The 19,957-nt window shown below is 68.0% G+C and carries 14 protein-coding genes; 2 read left to right on the top strand and 12 right to left on the bottom strand.

The features are described from left to right. Window positions 1-14 precede the first annotated feature (14 nt). Window positions 15-1,274 carry a lactonase family protein gene (locus AAG801_RS09135; protein WP_341888118.1) on the top strand — a complete coding sequence of 420 codons (1,260 nt, stop codon included), beginning with the start codon at window positions 15-17 and terminating at the stop codon, window positions 1,272-1,274. 3 nt (window positions 1,275-1,277) lie between these two features. Here the strand turns inward: AAG801_RS09135 and AAG801_RS09130 are convergent, their stop codons facing one another. The 9 genes from AAG801_RS09130 to AAG801_RS09090 all read right to left on the bottom strand — a co-directional run bounded on the left by AAG801_RS09130 (window position 1,278) and on the right by AAG801_RS09090 (window position 11,974). Then, window positions 1,278-2,747: a D-aminoacylase gene (locus tag AAG801_RS09130; RefSeq protein WP_341888117.1), complete on the bottom strand. Its 1,470-nt coding sequence runs from the start codon at window positions 2,745-2,747 to the stop codon at window positions 1,278-1,280. Beyond that, the gene (locus tag AAG801_RS09125) at window positions 2,744-3,661 is read right to left on the bottom strand and encodes a MurR/RpiR family transcriptional regulator (protein ID WP_341888116.1); all 918 of its coding nucleotides are present in this window, start codon (window positions 3,659-3,661) and stop codon (window positions 2,744-2,746) included. Before AAG801_RS09125 ends, AAG801_RS09130 begins: the two co-directional genes overlap by 4 nt. Before the next feature lie 169 nt (window positions 3,662-3,830). After that, window positions 3,831-5,138, bottom strand: a complete 1,308-nt coding sequence (locus AAG801_RS09120; RefSeq protein WP_341888115.1) for an amino acid deaminase — start codon at window positions 5,136-5,138, stop codon at window positions 3,831-3,833. Further along, entirely contained in the window at window positions 5,135-6,121 is a 987-nt protein-coding gene (locus AAG801_RS09115) for an ABC transporter ATP-binding protein (protein ID WP_341888114.1), read from the bottom strand. Before AAG801_RS09115 ends, AAG801_RS09120 begins: the two co-directional genes overlap by 4 nt. Window positions 6,122-6,278: 157 nt before the next feature. Continuing rightward, window positions 6,279-7,316 carry an ABC transporter ATP-binding protein gene (locus tag AAG801_RS09110; RefSeq protein ID WP_341888113.1) on the bottom strand — a complete coding sequence of 346 codons (1,038 nt, stop codon included), beginning with the start codon at window positions 7,314-7,316 and terminating at the stop codon, window positions 6,279-6,281. Continuing rightward, entirely contained in the window at window positions 7,316-8,155 is an 840-nt protein-coding gene (locus AAG801_RS09105) for an ABC transporter permease (RefSeq protein WP_101488680.1), read from the bottom strand. The genes AAG801_RS09110 and AAG801_RS09105 overlap by 1 nt, the downstream gene beginning before the upstream one ends. Window positions 8,156-8,158: 3 nt before the next feature. After that, window positions 8,159-9,115, bottom strand: a complete 957-nt coding sequence (locus AAG801_RS09100; RefSeq protein WP_341888112.1) for an ABC transporter permease — start codon at window positions 9,113-9,115, stop codon at window positions 8,159-8,161. Further along, window positions 9,112-10,377, bottom strand: coding sequence for a lactonase family protein (locus tag AAG801_RS09095; RefSeq protein WP_341888111.1), 1,266 nt, complete (start codon window positions 10,375-10,377; stop codon window positions 9,112-9,114). Before AAG801_RS09095 ends, AAG801_RS09100 begins: the two co-directional genes overlap by 4 nt. A 19-nt stretch (window positions 10,378-10,396) precedes the next feature. After that, window positions 10,397-11,974, bottom strand: a complete 1,578-nt coding sequence (locus tag AAG801_RS09090; RefSeq protein ID WP_341888110.1) for an ABC transporter substrate-binding protein — start codon at window positions 11,972-11,974, stop codon at window positions 10,397-10,399. A gap of 192 nt (window positions 11,975-12,166) precedes the next feature. Between AAG801_RS09090 and AAG801_RS09085 the strand changes: the two genes are divergently transcribed. Further along, window positions 12,167-12,556: a RidA family protein gene (locus tag AAG801_RS09085; RefSeq protein WP_062473709.1), complete on the top strand. Its 390-nt coding sequence runs from the start codon at window positions 12,167-12,169 to the stop codon at window positions 12,554-12,556. Here the strand turns inward: AAG801_RS09085 and AAG801_RS09080 are convergent, their stop codons facing one another. The 3 genes from AAG801_RS09080 to AAG801_RS09070 all read right to left on the bottom strand — a co-directional run bounded on the left by AAG801_RS09080 (window position 12,557) and on the right by AAG801_RS09070 (window position 19,931). Continuing rightward, entirely contained in the window at window positions 12,557-13,156 is a 600-nt protein-coding gene (locus AAG801_RS09080; protein ID WP_099795352.1) for an ATP-dependent Clp protease proteolytic subunit, read from the bottom strand. Window positions 13,157-13,285: 129 nt separating this feature from the next. Next, entirely contained in the window at window positions 13,286-13,918 is a 633-nt protein-coding gene (locus AAG801_RS09075; protein WP_341888109.1) for a sigma-70 family RNA polymerase sigma factor, read from the bottom strand. A gap of 19 nt (window positions 13,919-13,937) precedes the next feature. Beyond that, the gene (locus AAG801_RS09070) at window positions 13,938-19,931 is read right to left on the bottom strand and encodes a filamentous hemagglutinin family protein (RefSeq protein WP_341888108.1); all 5,994 of its coding nucleotides are present in this window, start codon (window positions 19,929-19,931) and stop codon (window positions 13,938-13,940) included. Window positions 19,932-19,957: the final 26 nt, after the last annotated feature.

Below are 19,957 nucleotides of genomic sequence, written 5' to 3'. Positions count from 1 at the left end.
GAGGAATGAACGCCATGACACACAGCCCCCAACTCTCCGGCCAGAACCGCCGCGCCGTCATGCAGTGGATCGGCGGTGCCTCCGCGCTCGGCGCACTGACGCCGATGGTCCCCGCCGGCGCACAGACCCCTGACACTGCGAGCAGCAGCACTGTCGCCAGCACCGCGCCCGCGCCGCGATTCGCCTACGTCGGCACCTACACCAGCGACGCACCCGGCGGCACCGCCGGAGGCCCGGCATCGAAGGGCATCTACGTGCTCGCCATCCGGGACGGCGGCTGGACGCCGGTGCAGACCGTGGCCAGCGCGAACCCCTCGTTCCTCGCGGTGCACCCGAACCGGCGCGTCCTCTACGCGATCAACGAGATCGACAGCTACCTGGGACTGCCCACCGGCACGGCCGAGGCCTATGCAATCGATGCGAACGATGGGCGCCTGACGCTGCTCAACCGCCAGCCGCTCTCGCTCTCGGGCGTGACGCCTGCGCACCTGGCCGTGTCGCCCGACGGCCGCGCGCTCGCTGTGGCGCTGTACGGTGGCGGCGCCTACAACGTGCTGCCCATCGAGGCGGACGGCAAGCTCGGCAAGGTCTCGGGCATCGAGAAGGAAACCGGCGCCGGCGCCGACGCGGAACGCCAGGAATCGCCGCATCCGCACATGGTGCTGTTCGATGGCACGGGCCAACGCCTGCTCGCCACCGACCTCGGCACCGACCGCATCAATGCGTTCACGCTCGCCGACGGCAAGCTGGCCTTGCTTGGTCGCACGTCCGTCGCGCCCGGCAGCGGCCCGCGCCATCTGGCGCTGCATCCGTCGCAGCGCTTCCTGTACGTGGTGAACGAACTCGACGCCACGGTCACCAGCTTCGGCTACGACGCGGCGAGTGGCAAGGTCGGGGAACAGCGCCAGCGCGTCTCGACCGTGCCCGAGGGCTACGTCGGCCAGAAGAACGCGGCGGCGCTGGTGATGCATCCGTCAGGGCAATTTCTCTATGCGACCAACCGGCGCTTGAAGTCGGACCATCCCATGGCCGACAGCATTGCGGCGTTCCGCATCGACGCGAGCAACGGCGCGTTGACACCGCTGCAGCACTGGAGCGAGGGCCTGCGCTTTCCGCGTGCGCTGGCGATGGCGCCGGGTGGCAGCCACCTCTACGCGCTCAGCCAGAAAGGCGACACGATCCTGCGCCTGCGCATCGATCCGGCCAGCGGCACGCTGGACCAGCCGGTGCAGGTGGCGCAGGTGCCTACGCCGGTGTGCCTGGTGTTTGCCTGATGCCTAGCTGCCGCGCGTGAGCATCCGCCCCGCGCGCGCCAGCACCTTCGCTTCGCCCCCGCCACCGCGATAGGCCAGCACGCCGTTCACGAACACGCGTTCGATCCCTTCGCTCACGCCCAGCGGCTGGTCGTAGGTCGCGGTGTCGGTGATGGTCTCAGGGTCGAACACCACCACGTCGGCCATCGTGCCGACGCGCAGCAGGCCGCGATCCGCGATGCGCAGGTTGCGCGCGGTCATGCCGGTCATCTTGTGCACCGCCTGCTCCAGCGTGAAGAGCTTGCGCTGGCGCCAGTAGCGCGCAAACACGCGCGGGAACGCACCCCACAGGCGCGGGTGCGGATGGCGGTCGTGCGGCAGGCCGTCACTGCCGATCATGGTGAGCGGGTGCGCAATGACGCGCTCCACGTCTTCTTCCTGCATCTGGAAGTAGCAGGCACCGCCGGGCTTCAGGCGCAGGCAGGCTTCCTGTTCGGTGGTGCCCCACTCGCGCGCGATGTCGGAGAGGAGGCGGCCCGTCATCTCGGGGTGCGGGTCGGACCAGGTCAGCAGCACGTCGATGACGCCGTCGACCAGGTCTTCGCGCAGCACGGTGGAGCCGGCCACGTAGGGGTAGACGTCCATCGCGATCTGCTGGCGCTGCGACAGCGCCTCGATCAGCGGCAGCGTCTCCTTCGTGCGGCCCCAGTTCGCGGGACCGGCGCACTTGTGGTGCGAGATGACCAGCGGCACGCCCGCGCTGAAGGCCGTGTCGCCGGCCTCGTGCAGCGCTTCGATGATCTGCTGCATTTCGCTGCGCAGGTGCGTAGCGTACACGCCGCCGTGGCGTGCCACGACGCGCGCGAGCGCGGTGACTTCTTCGGCCGGTGCGGCAAAGGCTTCTTCGTAGAACAGGCCTGATGACATGCCATGCGCGCCTGCGGCCATGCAGTCGTCGAGCAGCGCGGCCATGTGTGCCAGTTCATCGCCGTTCGCGGGCCGGTCGAGCGCCTGCATCGCCGCGAAGCGCAGCGTGGTGTGGCCCACGAGCGCGGCCACATTGAGCGCAGGTTGCGTCGCATCGACGGCCGCGCGGTACTCGGCCATGGTCGCGTGCTTGAACGAGTCCGCGCCCAGCAGCGTGAGCGGCGGCTTCGACTGCGGCGTGCGGTACGGCGCCAGCGAAATGCCGCAGTTGCCCGTGACCACGGTGGTGATGCCCTGCGACACCTTGGGCAGGCACAGCGGGTCGCGCAGCACGATGGCGTCGTCGTGCGTGTGGGCGTCGATGAAGCCGGGGGCGATCACCTTGCCACGGCAGTCGACCACGTCGACGTCCGCGATGTTCAGTCCCTCAGGCAGCCGCGTGCGCAGGCCTTCGCCGAGTGCCACGATGCGGTCGCCCTGCAGCAGCACGTCGCCGGGCCATGAAGGGCCGCCCGAGCCGTCGACCACGAGGCCGGCTTCGAGCAGCACGGGTGGGGTGTCGCTCATGGTTCGCGGTCTCCCTTTTTCGCGTTGATGCCGCCGCCGTCCCAGCTCTGCAGCGGGTGCGTGGTGGCGTCGATGCCATGGCGTTGAAAGGCCTCGCGTGCGCGCTGCAGGCGCTGCACGGCGGGCTCGCCGCGGCGTTGCGCCACCAGCACGGTGAGGATCTCGATGACGGTGAGGTGCGTGAGGTAGGCGTCGATGCCCACGTGCATCACGGCGTCGTCGGGCACCGACAGGCCGATGAGGAAGTCGGCCTTGGCTGCGAGCGCGGTGCCCGGCCGCGTGATCGCGACCACCTGGGCGCCCTGCCCGCACGCGATGTCGACGGCGTCGAGCAGCGAGGGCATGCCGCCCACGTGCGAGATGGCGATGACCACGCCGCCCGGGCGTTGCGCTGCACCGGCCACCTGCTGCAGGTGGTAGTCGGCCCAGGCATTGGCCGAGAGGCCGAGGCGGAACAGCCGCGCCTGCAGGTCGCTCGCCATGAACCACGAGGTGGCGCCCGCGCCGTACAGGTCAACGTGCGGTGCGGCCGCGATGGCGCGCACGGCGCCGTCGAGCACCTGCATGTCGAGCTGGCCGCGCACGCCCGAGACCGAGGCGGCGGCACTGCGTGCGATCTTGCTGACCACTTCGTCGGCGGCGTCTTCGATGTTGACGCGGCGGTGCAGCGGCGAACCGCCGAGTGCCAGTTCCTGTGCGAGCGCGAGCTTGAACTCGCGCAGCCCGGCAAAGCCGAGGTCGCGGCAGGTGCGCATGATGGTGGGCACCGAGCTGCGCGAGCGCTCGGCCAGCTGCTCGAAGCTCTCTTCGAGCGCGCGGTCGGGGTCTTCGAGGATCAGGTCGAGAATCGCGCGCCGCGTGGCCGGCGCGTCGCCACGCGCCTCGGCGATTCTCTTGAGCAAGGAGGGATTCATTCAGTGACTCCACCGCATGCCGAACGATCTGCGGTACGAACGATCAGAGTGCGCTGCCGCTTTTTCGTGGAACACCGCGGAACCGGCTTTGCCGGGCCGCAGGTGTTGCCCCCGGTAGGGGGTTGGCGAAGCGACACGAAGTGCGCGAAGACTGGGGGCGAGCTCATGTTCAGAAATGCATGGCGACGGCGTCGCTCACGCGGTAGTCGTTCTCGACCACGGGCATCCAGTGCCATTTGTCGAAGGTGGTGCAGGGGTGCGAGATGCCCAGGCCCACGCGGTCGCCGACCTGGGGTGCATCGGCTTCCTCGCTCTCGTCCCAGCGCAGGTAGGCATGCTGGTCGTTCAGCGCGGTGATCTTCCAGCCGGCGGGCACGCCCTGGGGCTGCAACGCGCCACGCGCCGCACGTGCGATCGGCACGGGCAGCGAGAGGTCGAAGGAGATGTCGCGCTTGCCGACCGAGAGGATCGCCAGGCCCGGCTCGGGCCGCGATTGCACGTTGGCCCAGACTTCCATCGCCGGTGTCAGGCCCTCGCCGCATTCGCAACCCAGGCGCTTGTCGACCACGCTCACCATGCGCTTGTAGAAGCCATGGTCGTGCGTGACGTAGCAGCCCGAGCGCAGCAGGCCGCGCACCGGCGAACCCAGCGCGGGCTTGAGGCGCCCGGCCACGAGGTCGAAGATGGCCGAGCCGCCGGCCGAGACCAGCACTTCGTCGGTCTCGAACAGTTGCTGCGTGTCGCAGTGGCGGGCGACGGCCTCGACGCGGTCCATCAGCGTGGTGGCGTAGGCCGTGTCGGGCTCGCTCTCTCCCGTGGCGCCCTGCCCTTCGTAGGTCTCGATGCCCACGAGCTTGGCCGCGTCGCTCGCGCGCACCCGCGTGGCGAGCGCAATGGCTTCGTCGTGCGTGCGGCAGCCGGTGCGTGCGCCCTGCACGCCGATTTCCAACATCACCTCGAAAGGCACGCTCGCGGGGTTGCGCTTGGACCAGTCTTCGATGAGCGCCAGCTGCGCGATCGAATCGACCAGGAACACGACGCGCAGGTCGGCATGGTCGGCCAGCAGCAGCTGGATGCCCGCCAGGTCTTCGTCGCTCACCACCTGGTTGGCAATCAGCGTGCGGCGCGCACCGGCGGCGACGCCCACGGCCAGCTGCGTGACGGTGGCGAAGGTCAGGCCCCAGGCACCGGCGTCGAGCTGGCGCTGGAACAGCTGCGGCGACATGGTGGTCTTGCCGTGCGGCGCCAGGTCGATGCCCCATTCGCGCACGCGCGCCTGCATCCACGCGAGGTTGTGCTCCAGCGCCTCGCGCTTGAGCACGGCCAGCGGCAGCGGCAGGTCGCCGGCCAGCACGTTCCAGCCGGCGGCGCCAACCTCACTGCGCCGGCGCGGCGGCTGGGTGCGCGGGTAGCCCTTGAAACGGTCGCTCAGCAGCGGGTCGATGAAGTCTTGGGTAGCAGAAGCGGTGTCGGTCATGGTCGTGCAACGGCGATGTTGGAGAGCAGTTCTTTGCGGATGCAGGCGCTGTAGTGTGCGGGGGAAATCTCATCCAGGCTGGGCACGGTCTGCGCGCAAGCCTCGATGGCGTGCGGGCAACGCGTGCGGAACACGCAGCCCGAGGGCGGCGAGATCGGGCTGGGAATGTCTCCCTTCAATGCGATGCGCTCGGTCGCCATCTCGGGGTCGGGCTTCGGGCTCGCAGCCAGCAGCGCCTGCGTGTAGGGATGCGAGGGGCGCGCGAACAGCTCGTCGGTGGTCGCCACCTCCATCACCTTGCCCAGGTACAGCACCACCACGCGGTCGCACAGGTACTCGACCACATCCAGGTCGTGCGAGATGAAGAGCATGGTCAGGCCCAGGCGCTCGCGCAGGTCGGCCAGCAGGTTGATGACCTGCGACTGGATGGACACATCCAGCGCCGACAGCGGCTCGTCGGCCACGATGAACTCGGGCTCCACAGCCAGCGCGCGTGCCACACCGATGCGCTGGCGCTGCCCGCCCGAGAACTCGTGCGGGAAGCGGCTCGCATGCTCGGGGCGCAGGCCCACCGTTTCGAGCAGCTCGGCGATGCGCTTGTCACGTGCCGCGGCGCCCTTGTGCAGCCCGTGCGTGGACAGCGCCTCGCCCAGGATCGCGCTGATGCGCATCTTCGGGTTCAGGCTCGCGTACGGGTCCTGGAAGATGATCTGCAGCTTGCTGCGCAGCTTGCGCATGCGCTCGCCCGAAAGGCCGCCGATGTCGTCGCCCCGGTAGAGCACCTGGCCTTCGGTGCGCTCGACCAGCCGCAGCACGGTTCGCCCGATGGTGCTCTTGCCCGAGCCCGATTCGCCGACCAGGCCGAGGGTCTCGCCGGGGTGGATGGCAAACGAGACGTCGTCGACTGCGCGCACGGGGCGGTCGCTGCTGCCGAAGTATTTCTTGAGTCCTCGGACTTCAATGAGGGGGACGGCGATAGTCATCGTGGGCTTGTGGTCTTAGCTCCCTCCCCTTCCGGGGGAGGGTTGGGGTGGGGGCACGACGGCACTGGATGAAGCACTGCGCCGAACGAACGCCGCTTGCCCCCATCCCCGCCTTCCCCCGGAAGGGGAAGGAGCAACACGCCAGGCGGTGCGCTTCTCATGCGACTCTCACCAAAGGCTGGTCCGGCTGCACGCGCACGCAGCGCGCCTGGCGGTCCTGGCGGATGTCGATCAGCGGCGGCATGGCGTTGCGGCATTCGGGCAGTGCCTGGTCGCAGCGCGGCTCGAAGGCGCAGCCGGGCGGCGGGGCGAGCGGGCTGGACACCTGCCCGCGAATGGCGAACAAGCGCTTGGGTTTCGGTTGCCCAGGAACCCGCGCCTTTCCCGGCAGGCAGGCCAGCAGGCCCTGCGTGTACGGGTGCTCGGGCTGCGCGAACAGAGGCCGCACCGGCGCACGCTCGACCACGCGGCCCGAGTACAGGACCACCACGTCGTCCGCATGGTGCGCCACCACGCCCAGGTTGTGCGTGATGAACAGGATGCTCATGCCCGTCTCGGCCTGAAGCCGGCGCATGAGTTCGAGGATCTGCGCCTGGATGGTCACGTCCAGCGCCGTGGTGGGCTCGTCGGCGATCAGCAGCGTCGGGTCGCAGGCCATCGCGAGCGCAATCATCACGCGCTGGCGCATGCCGCCCGAGAGCTGGTGTGGGTACTCGTGGATGCGTTGCGCCGCGGCGGGGATCTCGACCAGCTCCAGCATGCGCAGCGCATGGGCCAAGGCCGCCTTGCGGTCGAGCCCCTTGTGCAGGCGCACGCTCTCGGCAATCTGCTCGCCGATGGTGAACACCGGGTTCAGGCTGGTCATCGGCTCCTGGAAGATCATCGACAGCTGGTTGCCGCGCAGCGAGCGCATCTCGCGTTCGCCGATCTGCAGCAGGTCGAGCGTCTTGCCTTCGCGCGTGACGAAAGAAGCCGATCCGCTGACCTGTGCGTTCGCGGTCTTGGGCAGCAGGCGCATCAGCGTGAGGCTGGTGACCGACTTGCCCGAGCCCGATTCGCCCACCAGTGCGGTGGTCTTGCCGGGTTGGATGGAGAAGCTCACATCGGCCACCGAACGGATCAATCCGTCTTCGGTGGGAAAGCTGGTGCTCAGGTTGGTGACCGTGAGACGTGGGGTGTTCGTGGCGTTCGTCATCACGAGGTCTTCTTGAGCTTCGGATCGAGCAGGTCGCGCACACCATCACCGAGCAGTTGCAGCGACAGCGCGGTGAAGATGATCGCCAGGCCCGGGAACAGCACGACCCAGAAGGCCTGGTGCGCGTACTGCTGGCTGCCCGCGACCATGGTGCCCCAGGTGGGGATCTCGGGCGGCACGCCGACGCCCAGGAACGACAGGCCCGCTTCGGCCAGGATCGCGTACGCAAAGATGAACGACACCTGCACCAGGATCGGCGACATCAGGTTCGGCAGGATGTGGCGCCACAGGATGCGCGAGGTGCGCACGCCCAGAGCCCGCACGGCTTCGACAAACAGCAGCTCGCGCACCACCAAGGTCGAGGCCCGCACCACCCGCGCTACTCGGGGTGTGTAGACCAGCACCAGCGCGAGCACGGTGTTCATCAGCGACGGCCCGAGGATGGCCACCAGCGCGATGGCCAACAGGATGTCGGGGAAGGACATCATGGCGTCGACCACGCGCATCAGCGGCGTGTCCAGGCGGCGGAAGAACCCGGCCATCAAACCAAGCACCGTGCCGGCGATGACCGAGCCCAAGGCGGTGAGCGCCGCAATGGCCAGCGAGTAGCGTGCGCCATGCACGATGCGCGCGTACATGTCACGCCCGAGTTCGTCGGTTCCGAGCAGGTGTTCGGCGCTGGGCGCCTTCAGGCGCTGCAACACTGCCGTGTCGTTGGGGTCGGCCGACGCAAACAGCGGCGCACCGACAGCGAGCACGGCAATCACCAGCAGCACCAGGGCGGAGACCATCACGATGCGGCGGTGCATCAGCTGGCGGAGCATTCGAGGCATGCGCATCGTTCAGACCTTCACGCGCGGATCGACGACGGCGTACAGCAGGTCGATCGAGAAATTGATGAGCACATAGATCGCGGCAATCACAAGCAGCGCGCCCTGGATGACGGGGTAGTCGCGCCGCAGCACGGCGTTGACCACCAAATTGCCCACGCCCGGCAGGCCGAACACGGTCTCGGTGATGACGGCGCCGCCGATCATGAGTGCGACCGTCAGGCCGATCACGGTGACGATGGGCACCAGGGCGTTGCGCAGCGCGTGCTTGAGCACCACCGTGCTCTCGCTCAGGCCCTTGGAGCGGGCCGTTCGCACATAGTCTTCACCGAGCACGTCGAGCATCGAGGCGCGCGTGAAGCGGATGATGAGCGCGGAGTTCAACAGGCCCAGCACGGTGGCCGGCAGCACCAGCGCATGCAGCCGCTCCATGAACGGCGCATCGGGCGCGCCGTAGCCCGAGACCGGGAACCATCCGAACGACACCGCGAAGATCTGGATCAGCACGATGCCCATCCAGAAGCTCGGAATGCTGGCGCCCAGCATCGCGATGCCGGTGAAGAACTGGTCGACCACACGGCCACGGAACACGGCCGAGACGATGCCGCAGGGCACGCCGATGAGTGCCGCGATGGCCACCGCCAGAAGCGCCAGCAAGGTGGTCGGCTCGGCGCGCTCCCACAGCGCCTGCGTGACCGGGCGCTGCAAAAAGATCGAGGTGCCCAGGTTGCCCTGCAGCACTTCGCGCAGCCAGTAGCCGAACTGCACGGGCAGGGGTTTATCGAGGCCGTAGTCCTTCTGCACGCGGGCGATGTCGGCAGCGGTGGCCTGGTCGCCCAACAGCACGGAGATGGGGTCGCCCGAGGCGGCGCGGGTGAGCACGAAGACCAGCACGGCGACGAGGGCCAGCACGATGAGCATGCCGCCCGCGCGGGAAGCGATGTAGCGAAGCGATCCGCTCTTGATCATGACGAGAACTCGATGGCGGCGGCGCTGCCGACGGCCACGTACTGGCCGGTGAACTGCACGTCGCCGTTCTTCTTCACGCGGAAGATGGTCACGTTGTCGCCCTGCTTGTTGTGGCACACGTAGAGAAAGCGCCCGCTCGGCTCGAGCGTGCAGCTGCGCGGGTAGTTGCCGCGCGTCCACTCTTCGCGCACGAGCGTGGGCGCGCCGGTGCGGGCATCGACCTTGAAGATCGAGATCGAATCGTGCAGCCGGTTGAGCGACACGAAGTGCGTGCCGCCCGGCAGCATGCGGATGCCCGAGGCGTAGCTGGTGCCCTTGAAGCCGGCGGGCAGCGCCGAGGTTTCGCTCACGAGCGTGAGCACGCCGGTAGCGCCGTCGTAGCGCAGGAAGGCGATGGTCGAGGCCTCTTCGTTGACGAGGTAGACCCACTTGCCGTTCGGATGGAAGGCGAAGTGGCGCGCGCCCGAGCTCTCGGACACGGCCACCGTGCTCGGCTGGCTCAGCGCGCCGGTGGCGCGATCGAAGCGGTACGAGATGACGCGGTCGAGCCCCAGGTCGGCCACGAGCACGAAGTTGCCGGCCGGGTCGGCCTGCACCATGTGCGCGTGCGGGCCGTCGTGGTCGCTGGTGGCAAAGCCCTCATGCACGCGTGCGATGAGCGGCACGACGTCGGCGCCGGGCTTGCAGGGCGTGGCGGCGCCGCACGCAGCCACGTCCTTGTAGACGACGGGGGCGCGGTCGGTGTCGAACGTGCCGTCGGCGCGCAGTGCGATCACGCTGACATCGCCGCTGGCGTAGTTGGCGGTGAACACGAAGCGGCCGTCGGGGTGCACGCTGACGTACGCCGGGTCCTTGCCGCCGCAGGGCATCTCGGCCACGAACGACAGCGCGCCGTTCGCGCCGATGCGGAAGGCCGAGACGGAGCCGGCCTCGAACTCGTTGGCCGCGTAGAGCATCGGCAGCGTCGGGTGGCGCGCGAGCGAGGCAGGGTTGCGCAGCTTGGCATCGCTGCCCGCGCTCGCCACGGCCGGTGGTGCACCGGGGATGGGCTTGAGCACACCGGTCGCGCCGTCGACCACGAACTGGTGCACGCCGAGGCCGCGCCCACCGCGCCACGGCTTGCCGCCGTCGCTGTAGGTGCCGACATAGGCGTAGACCGGGCCGGACGAGGTGGCGGCCTGGACAGTAGAGGCGGTGAGGCCCAAGGCTCCGAGGCCGGAGGCCAGTGCGCTGGCTTGCAGAAGTTGGCGACGCGATGGCATGGCGGGTGTCCTTCCAGCCTTACTTGATCTTCGCGTTCCAGAAGAACGGCCAGGTCGCGGGCTGGTAGTTGTCCAGCGCCGGGCTCTTGGCCGAGAGGCCGTTGAACTTGCCGACGTTGATGTACGGCACCTCGTCGTACACCACCTGCTGCACCTTGCCCCACAACGCACCGCGCTTGGCCGGGTCGCTTTCGGTGTTGAAGGCGCTGAGCGCGGCCTTCTTGGTGGGCGAATCCCACCAGCCGGGCGCGCCGTCGCCCAGTTGCGGCGGCGAGAGCATGGGCTCGGGGAACTGGCCGGAGTGGGTCACGTAGATGTCCCACAGCTTCGGGTCGTTGCGGCGCTGCACCAGCGTGGCCCAGTCGACCACGTTGAGGTCGACCTTGAAGCCGGCGCGCTTGAGCTGCTCGGCCATCAGGAGCGACATGTTGTAGTGGAAGTCGTACTGACGGCTGGTAAGCACGCGGATCGGCTCGCCCTTGTAGCCGGCCTTGGCCGCAGCATCCTTCGCCTTGGTGGCGTTGCGCTGGTTGTACTGGTCGGCGCCGGCCGTCGAGTAGAACGGCGAGCCCTTGGGGAAGTGGTTGGCCTCGGCCACGAAGAAGCGCGTGTCGCCGAAGCCGGCCGCGAGCATCTCGCCCTGGCCCAGCGCGGTCTGGATCGCCTGGCGCACCGGCTGGCTCGCTGCCACGCCTTCCTTGGTGTTGAGCACGAGGTAGGGGAAGCCGAACGACGGCGTCAGGATCGGCAGCGTCTTGCCGCCGGCCTTCTCCAGGCGCGGCAGGGCTTCCACCGGCAGCAGGTCGGCAAAGTCGTACTGGCCGGCCAGTGCACCTTCCACGCGCGTGCTGGCGTTGGGCACGGGCACGAAGCGCAGCTCTTCGATGGCCGCTTCGCGCTTGCCACCGTAGCCGCTCGCGGGCTCCTTGCGTGCGGCGTACTTGTCGAAGCGCGAGAGCAGCACGAACTGGTCGGGGCGGCGCTCCTTGAACTTGTAGGGGCCGGTGCCGACGAAGTCTTTCAGCGGCGAAGCGATCGAGTCCTTGGCCATGATGGCCGCCATGCCGCTGGGCAGCGCGAGCTGCGACAGCAGCGGCGCATACGGCGCCTTCAGCACGATCTCCACGCCCAGCGGGCCCTTGGCCTTGAGGCTCTCGATTTCCTTGCCCACGGCCTTGCCGCGCGGCGACTGGTCCATCCAGCGCTGCAGGCTGGCGACCACGTCGTCGGCGGTGAGCTCGCGTCCGTTGTGCAGCGCCACGCCCTTGCGCAGCGTGATCGCATAGGTCTTGCCGTCGGCCGAGATCTTCGGCATCGTCTCGGCCAGCATCGGCACCACATTCCACTTGGCGTCGAAGGTGTAGAGCGTCTCGTACACGTGCTGCATGATGGTTCCGACCAGGTCGGCCGTGGAGGCCATCGGGTCGAGCGTTTGCGGCTCGGCCACCATCGCCAGCGTGGCGAAGTTGCGCGGGCCTTGGGCCTGAGCGCTCGGGTGAGGCAGTGCGGCACACAGCATCGCGAGCAGGGAAGCTCCCAGCAGGCTGCGCTTCGACAGGCGGGGCAGGCGCTGGACAACAAGACCGGCGTGGGACATGGAGAACTCCTTCGTGGGGTCGGGCTGATTTATGAAAGAAATTTTCTTTCTGACCCGGACTTTGAAGCAGACTTCGTGCCAAATCATCCGTGTTAACCCTTGATCAAGGGTTATTCTGAAAAAGTCTTTCAAATCAGACGGATACTGAGGCCTCACCCGCCTCCACTCAACCCTCACATCACAGGAGTTCCCATGCCCCTCGAATACCTCGGCGCCCCGCCCATCGCCTCCGACCGCCAGGCACGTCCCTTCTCCCCCGCTGTGCGCGCGGGCGATTTCGTCTACGTGTCGGGCCAGGTGCCCGCCAACGCGCAGGGCGAAATCGTGGCGGGCGGCATCGAGGTGCAGACGCGCCAGGTGATGGAGAACCTCAAGACCGTGCTCGCGCTGGCCGGCGCTACGCTCGACGACGTGTGCAAGAGCACCGTCTGGCTGCACGACGCGCGCGACTTTGGTGCCTTCAACCGCGTCTACATGAGCTACTTCGGTGAGAACAAGCCGGCACGCTCGACCACCGAGGCGCGCCTCATGGTCGATGCGAAGGTCGAGATCGACGTCGTCGCCTACAAGCCCAAGGCCTGATCAGGCCGGTCGCAGTTCGGTCTTGCGCTGCACGATGCGCGAGACCAGCCCGTACTCGACGGCCTCCGTGGCCGACAGCCAGCGGTCGCGCTCAATGTCGGCCAGCACCACCTCGAGGGGTTTGCCGGTTTCGCGCGCAATTTCGTGCGCGATGCGCTGACGGGCCTTGAGGATTTCCTGCGCTTGAATGGCGATGTCGGTCGCCTGCCCGCCCGCACCGCCGCTGGGCTGGTGGATCAGGAAGCGCGTGTTGGGCAGGCACACGCGGCGCTCGCGCGGCGCCGCAAGAAACAGGTGCGTGGCCGCGCTGCCGACCCAGCCGGTGCCGATCATGTGCACCGGCGCGCTGATGAAGCGCACCACGTCGTGAATGGCGTCGCCCGACTCCAGGTGCCCGCCCGGCGAACTCACTAGGATGTCGATGGGCTTGTCGCCGCTGTCGGCATCGAGCGCGATCAGCCGGCGCGTGACATCGGCCGCCACGCTGTCGGTGATGCTGCCGAAGATCAGCAGCGTGCGCGACTTGAAGGCTTTCTCCTCGAGGTAGGAATTGCGCGGCTCGGCCGTGGCCGCGGGCGGGGTGTCGTCGTCGGTTTCCATTGTTGGGAACATGGCCTGCATGAAGAACGCTCCTGTGGTTGAACTGTCTTGACGAACAAGCCCACAGTGTCGTGACATTGCGCGTGCCGTGGCAAGCGGCACCGCGGTGCCGCAAGTGCCACTTGCCGCTCAGGCGGCCAGCCGGGGCGACACCACGGCCCGTCGGGGTGTGCCGACGCCGGCCAGCACCGCGCGCCCCGTCATCGCGCCGCAATGGTCCAGCGCCTGACGCAGGACGGTGTCCACCGTGCGCAGCGACAGCCCGTAATGGGAGGCCACCTCCTGGCGTGTCTTCTCCTCGATGCGCAAGGCCTCGAGCACCGCCCGGTGACGCCGCGGCAGGCCCTGCATCGCGCGGTCGACCGACCCGACCTCGGCGCGCACTTCGGCCATGTCCTCGGGCCCCGGCGCGTGGTCGATCGCCGCGTCGACCGCGGTGTGCGGGTCGTCCACGTAGCGCCACGCCCTCTCGCCGCGCAAACGATCCATCGCCAGGTTGCAGGCCACGCGATAGATGTAGGCGTTGGGGTTCTGCACCGGCGCGCGCACCTCCAGATGGCCCAGCCGCAGCCAGGCCTCGTGCAGGCACTCGCTGGCCATGTCGGCGCAGCCCAGATGGCGGGTCAGCTGGCGTCGCAGCCCGTCGTAGTTGGCGCACAGAAAAACCTGCAGCGCGAGGCGGCGCTGCGCTTCGTCCAGCGGCTCGTTGGCCGCTTCCTCGCCCGCCGGTGCTTCCGCTTCGCAAAGGACATGGGATGCCATGACATGCGCCCCTGCCCGCCTAGCGGTCCTGCTGCAGGCGACGACGCTCGTCGCTGCTCAGGCCGGCCCAGTGCTTCGGGTCGATCTTGCGGCCCATGCCCACCACCTGCACGGGGTTCTGCGGGTCGTAGTCGAGCTGCGCCCCGGACTGCAGCCCCGAGCGCGGCAACGGTGCGTCGCGCCCTTCTTGTGCAGGCTCGTTGCCGAAGCCGAGCACACGCACCGTGAAGACCGACGACAGCGCCTGCCGCGCAGCCGTGCGCTCGCGCTGCACCGCGTCCTGCGCCGCGGCCGTCGCCTGCGCAGCGGCAGCGCTCGCGTTGGTGAGCGCGCCGATGTTCACTGCCGCGATCACCGGCAGGCCCTTGGTCTCGCCCTTCACCTGGATGTTGTCCGCGTTGAGCACCTGCAGCGCCGCGATGTTCAGGTTGCCCGCCACACGCAAGCCCGCATCGCCGGCGTTCACGGTGCCGCGCGGCGCGACCAGATCGACGTCGCCGTCGCCCACCGTGCCGATGCCGCTGCCGCTCATGTCCGACTTCTCGCGAATCACGGTCACGCCGTCCAGGTCGGTGACCACCTCGGGTGCCGACGGCACGCGCAGCGTCTTGGAGCCGCGGCCCGCATCGATGTCGCCGTCGGTGGCCCAGATGATCTGGTCGCTGCCCTGCTGGGTGACCTCGGGCACGAAGGACAGGATGCGCGACTGGTTCACCGTGACGTCGTCCTTCGCGAAGATGCCGATGTGCCCCGAGGCCAGCGTCACCAGGCCATAGCCGGCCGGCACCGTGGCCCCCAGCGCCGCCACCTGCAGGCCACCGCCGGGCGTGAGCACGTCGATGTCGCCGCCGGCCATCGTGCGCAGCATGAGCTTGTTGGCCGCGACGTCGCCCTTCCAGTCGTCGCCCGGGAACAGCGTCTTGATGGCCGCGTAGCCGCGGTTGTAGCCGCCGTTGCGCGGCAGTCCGCCGGTGCCCGGTTCGTTCTGGTCGCGCCCCGCTTCGCGCAGTTCGATCAGGTAGATCTGCCGCAGGAACTGCTGCTGCGCGAGCGCAGGCAATTGCTGGAAACGCGCCCAGGCGTCGAGCGGTGCCAGCGTCTCGCCGGTCATGTCCTTCATGTACGACACGAGGCCGCGGCGCACGGTCTTTTCCTGTCCGCCGGGGCGGGTCTCGACCCGATCGGTCAGGTAGGCCGGGAGCACGCTGCCGTCGGCGCCGGCGCTTTGAAGGTACGAAGGCATGGATGCCACCCTCGACGGGTCAAGGTAGGCGCTGGCGAACGCGCCGTAGCCCACCGCGCCGTTCATGCCCGCCATCACCGTGATCGAGGCACCCTGCTCGGGCAGGCCCTTGATCTGCGTCCCGGCCATGGGGCGGTTGTTCAGGTCATATTGCTGGTTGCCCAGGGTCTGGACCTTCAGGTTGTCGGCATAGACGTCACGCCCGGCGGACAGCACCAGGGTGCCGGGCCCTTGTATCGCAATGCTGCCCGTATCCTCGGGCATGTTCAGCGTTGCAGCACGCACGTTCGCCATGGCCAGGAAATCGTTGCCGGCCTCCAGCAAGGTCACGTCGCTGGCACGCACATTTCGCGCATTGACACGCACGCCGCGGATATCGGTCCCGGCCCGCACCCAGGTTTGCTCATTGGTCGTCAGGTCAAGCCCCAGGATGGAACCCTGTCCGGCATACATGCGGCTCGGTTCAAAGTCGCCTGCCAACGGCAACACATCCGGATTGTTGAGCGAGGTAGCGATGACATGGGACCCCATCTGGTTGGCAAGCAACCTTTCCATCGCCTCAGAACCCGTGGCTCCAGCGCTGGGCAAGAACGCGGAAGGCAACATGCCGGGTGTGGCACGGGGCATGGCCAGCTGCGCTTCCAAGTCCCCGCGACTGCCCAACTGAAAAAGAGCTTCGCGATTCTGTGTCGCAAAGCGTATGTCACCTTGCGCAATGAATTGCACATCGTTCGTCGCGGCTGGCATGACCCACAAAGGCCCTTGTATTTCAAGGCTGCCGTTCATGGCAAAAGCAGCTGTGCGCGCCGGGAAGCGGTTGCCACCCGCGCCGATCAGGTTGTTCTGGCCCGTGTCGCCGAAGCGCAGGGACAGGTCGTGGAATATGAATTCGGGCTGGTTGACAAACGTGATATTTCCGCCGGTGGACACCAGCTTGAGTGCCGTGCGATCTGTGTAGCCGCTCATGTAAGCGCCGTAATCCAGTTTCGGCAAAGCACCTGCACCGCTCCCGTCGTCACCATAGCGGACAAGGAGAGGGTCCACCACCGTCTGCACGCGCAAGTCGCCCGCCGTGCGCACCTTCAGGGTGGCATCACCCAAAGCCAATACCGGTGCCACAGAAAAGGTGTAGGTACGGCTATCAACGGCCCCTTCGTTCCATATGACCGATACCGTGTTGCCGACCGCCGTTTCACCGGCCTTGATATCGCCGGCGCCTCGTGCCACGTAGTACTGCCCCCCGCGTATCGCGCCGCCGGCCTCGACCGTCAGGGTGCCGCCGTTGCGCACTTCCATCGCCATCGCTTCGGTGGCCGAGCGGCCGCCGCGCATGCGCATGGTCGTCGGCAACACCACCACCAGGTTGCCCAGGTCACCGCCGGCGTTGACCGTCACGTTGCCGCCACCCAGCGCGCCCACACCCTGTTTGAACGCGCCATGGTTGACCCACCAGCTCGATTGCTCGGGGCGCAGCGTCAGAGGGCCCCAGGTGCCGTCCGGCCGCGTACCGTACTCACCACTCTCGTATTCACCGAAGTAGCCCTGCGGGTTGAGGGCACCCTGCCGGTTCAACCACTCCGTAAATCGCTGGCCGGCCGGCTGCGCCACGACGCTGCCCTGCGCACTGATGTCCAGGTTGCCGCCGTCAGTGCCGTAGATCGCGGCCGCATTGGCCGTCGTGAAGTCGCTCCAGGCCGTCATGTCCTTGCGTCCAGCCGTGTAGATCACCGACTCCTTGTGCGCCAGCGTCAGGTCTCTGCCCGCACGCGCCTCGAGGTCACCGGTGCCGGTGCGAACCAGCTTGCCTGCGCCGTTGTCTACGGCGGCGTCCGGGTTGGTGTCGGCCGTGCCGACGGTGATGCTGCCGCTGCCCGCGGTTTGCGCCGCCAGCGGCTTGACCGCCAGCGTGTGGGCCGAGTCCAGGTCGGCGCCTGCGACCAGGCGCAGGTTCCACGAAGCGCCTTCCTGCAGCTTGCTTGCGCGGTCGGCGGTGTCAAAGCCGTCACTCAAGTGACCATTGACGACCAGGTTGCCACCAGCCCTCAGCGTGAGCGTGCCTTCCCTGGCGTTGGCAAAGTCGCTGCGCAGGTTCCAGTCGCTGTTCATGGCCAGGTCGCCGACGCTTTCGATCGTGATGCCGGGCATGACGGCCAGGCGGGTGCCCAGGCGTGCCGCCACAGCGGGCGCCGCAGCACTGAACTGGTTGGCATCGGCAATTGCAGCGGCCTTGACGGAGTCGACCGTGCTGCTGTTGTAGGTGGCAACGCCTTCGAGCACCGCCGAGCGCGCACCGGCGATGCTGACGTTGACGGCGGTGGCGTTGAGGTCGTTGTGGGCGGCATTTTGCTGCGCACGCAGCCTGACCTTGCCGCCTTCGTTGCCGGCCACGTTGATGGCGCCGCCCTGCAGGTCCAGTTGCCCGCCTGCCGCTTCAAGGGTGACGCGGCCGCTGCCAAGCTCACCGGTGGCGCCCGCCAACAGCTGCGCGCCGGCATTCATCGTCACCCCATTGCCGCCGGTGATGCGGATGGCGCCGCCGTAAGCGGCCCTTGCATCGACGGTGCCGGCAATCGTGATCCTGCCCTGGTCGGTGGTCAGGCCGAAGTCTTCCACCGTGGTGGTGCCGTCCAGCGTGATATCGCCCTGGCGGATGCGGAACTGCCGTGAGCGGTTAAAGCCCGCAGCGTTCAAACGTTGGCTGAAGCTGGCGAAGCCGGCCAGCTCGGCAATATCGAGCGAGAAGGCACCGGCTTTGCCGCCCGTGCCCGCTCGTGCATTGATCGTGCCGTCCAGCACGACGGTGCCGCCGTTGGCGGCCGCGACATTCAAGGCGCCGGCGTTGCCGCCGTCCTTGTGAGCAGCAAGATTCAGAGTGCTGCCGCTATCGAGCCGGACGTCGCCGCCCACGGCCGAGAGCTTGATGCTTCCCGCATCGGCATACGCGGCCACGTCGAAGAACTGTTTGGCAAAGCCGCCGACATCGATCTGCGCGCCATCGCCCAAGGTCAGGCTGCCGGCAGTCGCCGTCATGTCGACGCTGCCGCCAAGCGCAACAGCGCGGCCGCCGAACACAATGCTGGCGCCGGACAGGCTCAGGCGTGAACCGAGGCTGTCCTGCAGATCTTGTGGGGCTGAATCACCCCCTGCTGTTGCCAGGACTTGCAATGCACCGGTGGTGGTGATGCTTTGTGCGGCACCGCCACGGCCTGTGAGCAGCGGGGTGTTCAAGGTCAGCGCGATGGCGCCGGTGTCGATGCCGCCTTTGCCAGTACCGACGATCTGATCACGGCCACCCAGGGCAATGCGATTGAAGCCGGCGAAGTTCTTCTGGCCCGCCCCCAGGACCAGGGTGGTGGCGTCCAGCGTGAAGCTGCCGGTACCGTTGCCTGTTGCGGCCAGGTTGGCGCCGCTGTTCTCCAGTGCAATCGTGTCGCCCTTGATGACGATGTCGCCGCCATGACCGGTGAAGGCTGCGCCGTCGAAGGTCAATGAAGCCAGGCCCGCCGCACCGAGATCGACCGGTTGGTGGAAGTCAAAGCTCGAGTAGCTGCGCAGGGTCAGGTGTTTTGAGTGGGCCAACTGGGCCAGACCGGCGCTGTCCAGCACCATGCCGCTGCCGCCGCCGCCGAAGCCAATGCGGCCGGCGGCCACCGAGAGGTCAACGCCTGAGATCTGCGCCGATGCCGCAAGCTCCGTGGTGCGCGTGGCGTCGATCAGCAGGGATTCTCCACCGTTCAGGACTGCGCCGGCACCGATGGTGACCACACCGCCTTGCGTGGTGTCCACGTTCTGGCGGACGACCTTGATCGCCTCGCCATTGGCCACGCGAATCAACGCACCCCAGTCTTTGGCCGGCGTCACCAGAACATCGTCGGCGGTGTCGGGTGTGCCTTTGCTGTCGTAGACCGCAGCCTGCTGCGGCTTCATGATCAGGTTGCCGCTGCTGCTGGCGCCCGTGCCCTTGGCGCTGACGAGGCTGCCGGCGTCCACGGCGACCTTGTCGGTGGCGGCCAGGATGATCTCCGGGGCGAACAATTCGGAGCCGGTGCCGTTTCTCACGACGATGTCAGTGGCCGTCACGTCGAGTTGCGTGCCCAACAGGTCTCCCTTGCGCGTGCCGCCCACCAGCAGGCTGCCGGCACCGAAATTCGAGAGGCTGGTGGCATCGATCGTGAGGTAGCCGTCTGCCTGCAACGTACCTGCGTCCCGGCCGGCACCGACGATGGCGATCTTCTTGCCGGCGATGTCGACCAAGCCGCCGCGCCCGCCCTTGTCGGCCTGCGACAGCAGCGTGCCGTCCAGCGTCAGGCGCGTGGTGGCTTCGAACACGACAGCGCCGCCGTCGCGCGACAGGCGCGGGGTCACCACGTCCTGCCCCGTCAAGCGGTATTGCGTGAGCTTGAAGGCGTCCGATGAGAAGAAGTCGTTGGCGAAGGCTTCGTTGTATTCGCTGTATTTGCGCAGGGTGCTGCCGGACATGACGCGCCAGACAGAGGCTTGCGCATCTTCGCTGTGGCCGTAGGCGTTGCTGTTCTTGCCTTGCATGATGATGCTGCCGTCGCGCGTGGCGAAGCCGGGCGCGGCCTCGCCCGCCCAGGCTTTGCCGGTGGCCTGCACGGCAAAGGCGCCGGGCAGCAGGGCGTAGCGCGCAGGCAGCAAGGTGTACCAGCCGGCCGCCAGGCCGGGGCCACCGGCCAGCCAGATTCGGCTGCCAGCCTCCACACCGCTGACGGGCGCAGTGGCCTGCTGGCCCGGCATGACGGCATACATGCCGGGCCGCGTCAGCACATCGTTCG

It is taken from the genome of Variovorax sp. YR752 (assembly GCF_943372545.1).
The sequence above is the reverse complement of the archived record's forward strand: the minus strand, read 5'-3'. Positions and strand labels throughout refer to the sequence as shown.

Coding starts and splice junctions, on each gene's coding strand:
- AAG801_RS09135 (WP_341888118.1), top strand. CDS start 15: ATGACACACAGCCCCCAACTCTCCGGCCAGAACCGCCGCGCCGTCATG.
- AAG801_RS09130 (WP_341888117.1), bottom strand. CDS start 2,747: ATGAGCGACACCCCACCCGTGCTGCTCGAAGCCGGCCTCGTGGTCGAC.
- AAG801_RS09125 (WP_341888116.1), bottom strand. CDS start 3,661: ATGAATCCCTCCTTGCTCAAGAGAATCGCCGAGGCGCGTGGCGACGCG.
- AAG801_RS09120 (WP_341888115.1), bottom strand. CDS start 5,138: ATGACCGACACCGCTTCTGCTACCCAAGACTTCATCGACCCGCTGCTG.
- AAG801_RS09115 (WP_341888114.1), bottom strand. CDS start 6,121: ATGACTATCGCCGTCCCCCTCATTGAAGTCCGAGGACTCAAGAAATAC.
- AAG801_RS09110 (WP_341888113.1), bottom strand. CDS start 7,316: ATGACGAACGCCACGAACACCCCACGTCTCACGGTCACCAACCTGAGC.
- AAG801_RS09105 (WP_101488680.1), bottom strand. CDS start 8,155: ATGCGCATGCCTCGAATGCTCCGCCAGCTGATGCACCGCCGCATCGTG.
- AAG801_RS09100 (WP_341888112.1), bottom strand. CDS start 9,115: ATGATCAAGAGCGGATCGCTTCGCTACATCGCTTCCCGCGCGGGCGGC.
- AAG801_RS09095 (WP_341888111.1), bottom strand. CDS start 10,377: ATGCCATCGCGTCGCCAACTTCTGCAAGCCAGCGCACTGGCCTCCGGC.
- AAG801_RS09090 (WP_341888110.1), bottom strand. CDS start 11,974: ATGTCCCACGCCGGTCTTGTTGTCCAGCGCCTGCCCCGCCTGTCGAAG.
- AAG801_RS09085 (WP_062473709.1), top strand. CDS start 12,167: ATGCCCCTCGAATACCTCGGCGCCCCGCCCATCGCCTCCGACCGCCAG.
- AAG801_RS09080 (WP_099795352.1), bottom strand. CDS start 13,156: ATGGAAACCGACGACGACACCCCGCCCGCGGCCACGGCCGAGCCGCGC.
- AAG801_RS09075 (WP_341888109.1), bottom strand. CDS start 13,918: ATGGCATCCCATGTCCTTTGCGAAGCGGAAGCACCGGCGGGCGAGGAA.
- AAG801_RS09070 (WP_341888108.1), bottom strand. CDS start 19,931: ATGTATGCCGTCATGCCGGGCCAGCAGGCCACTGCGCCCGTCAGCGGT.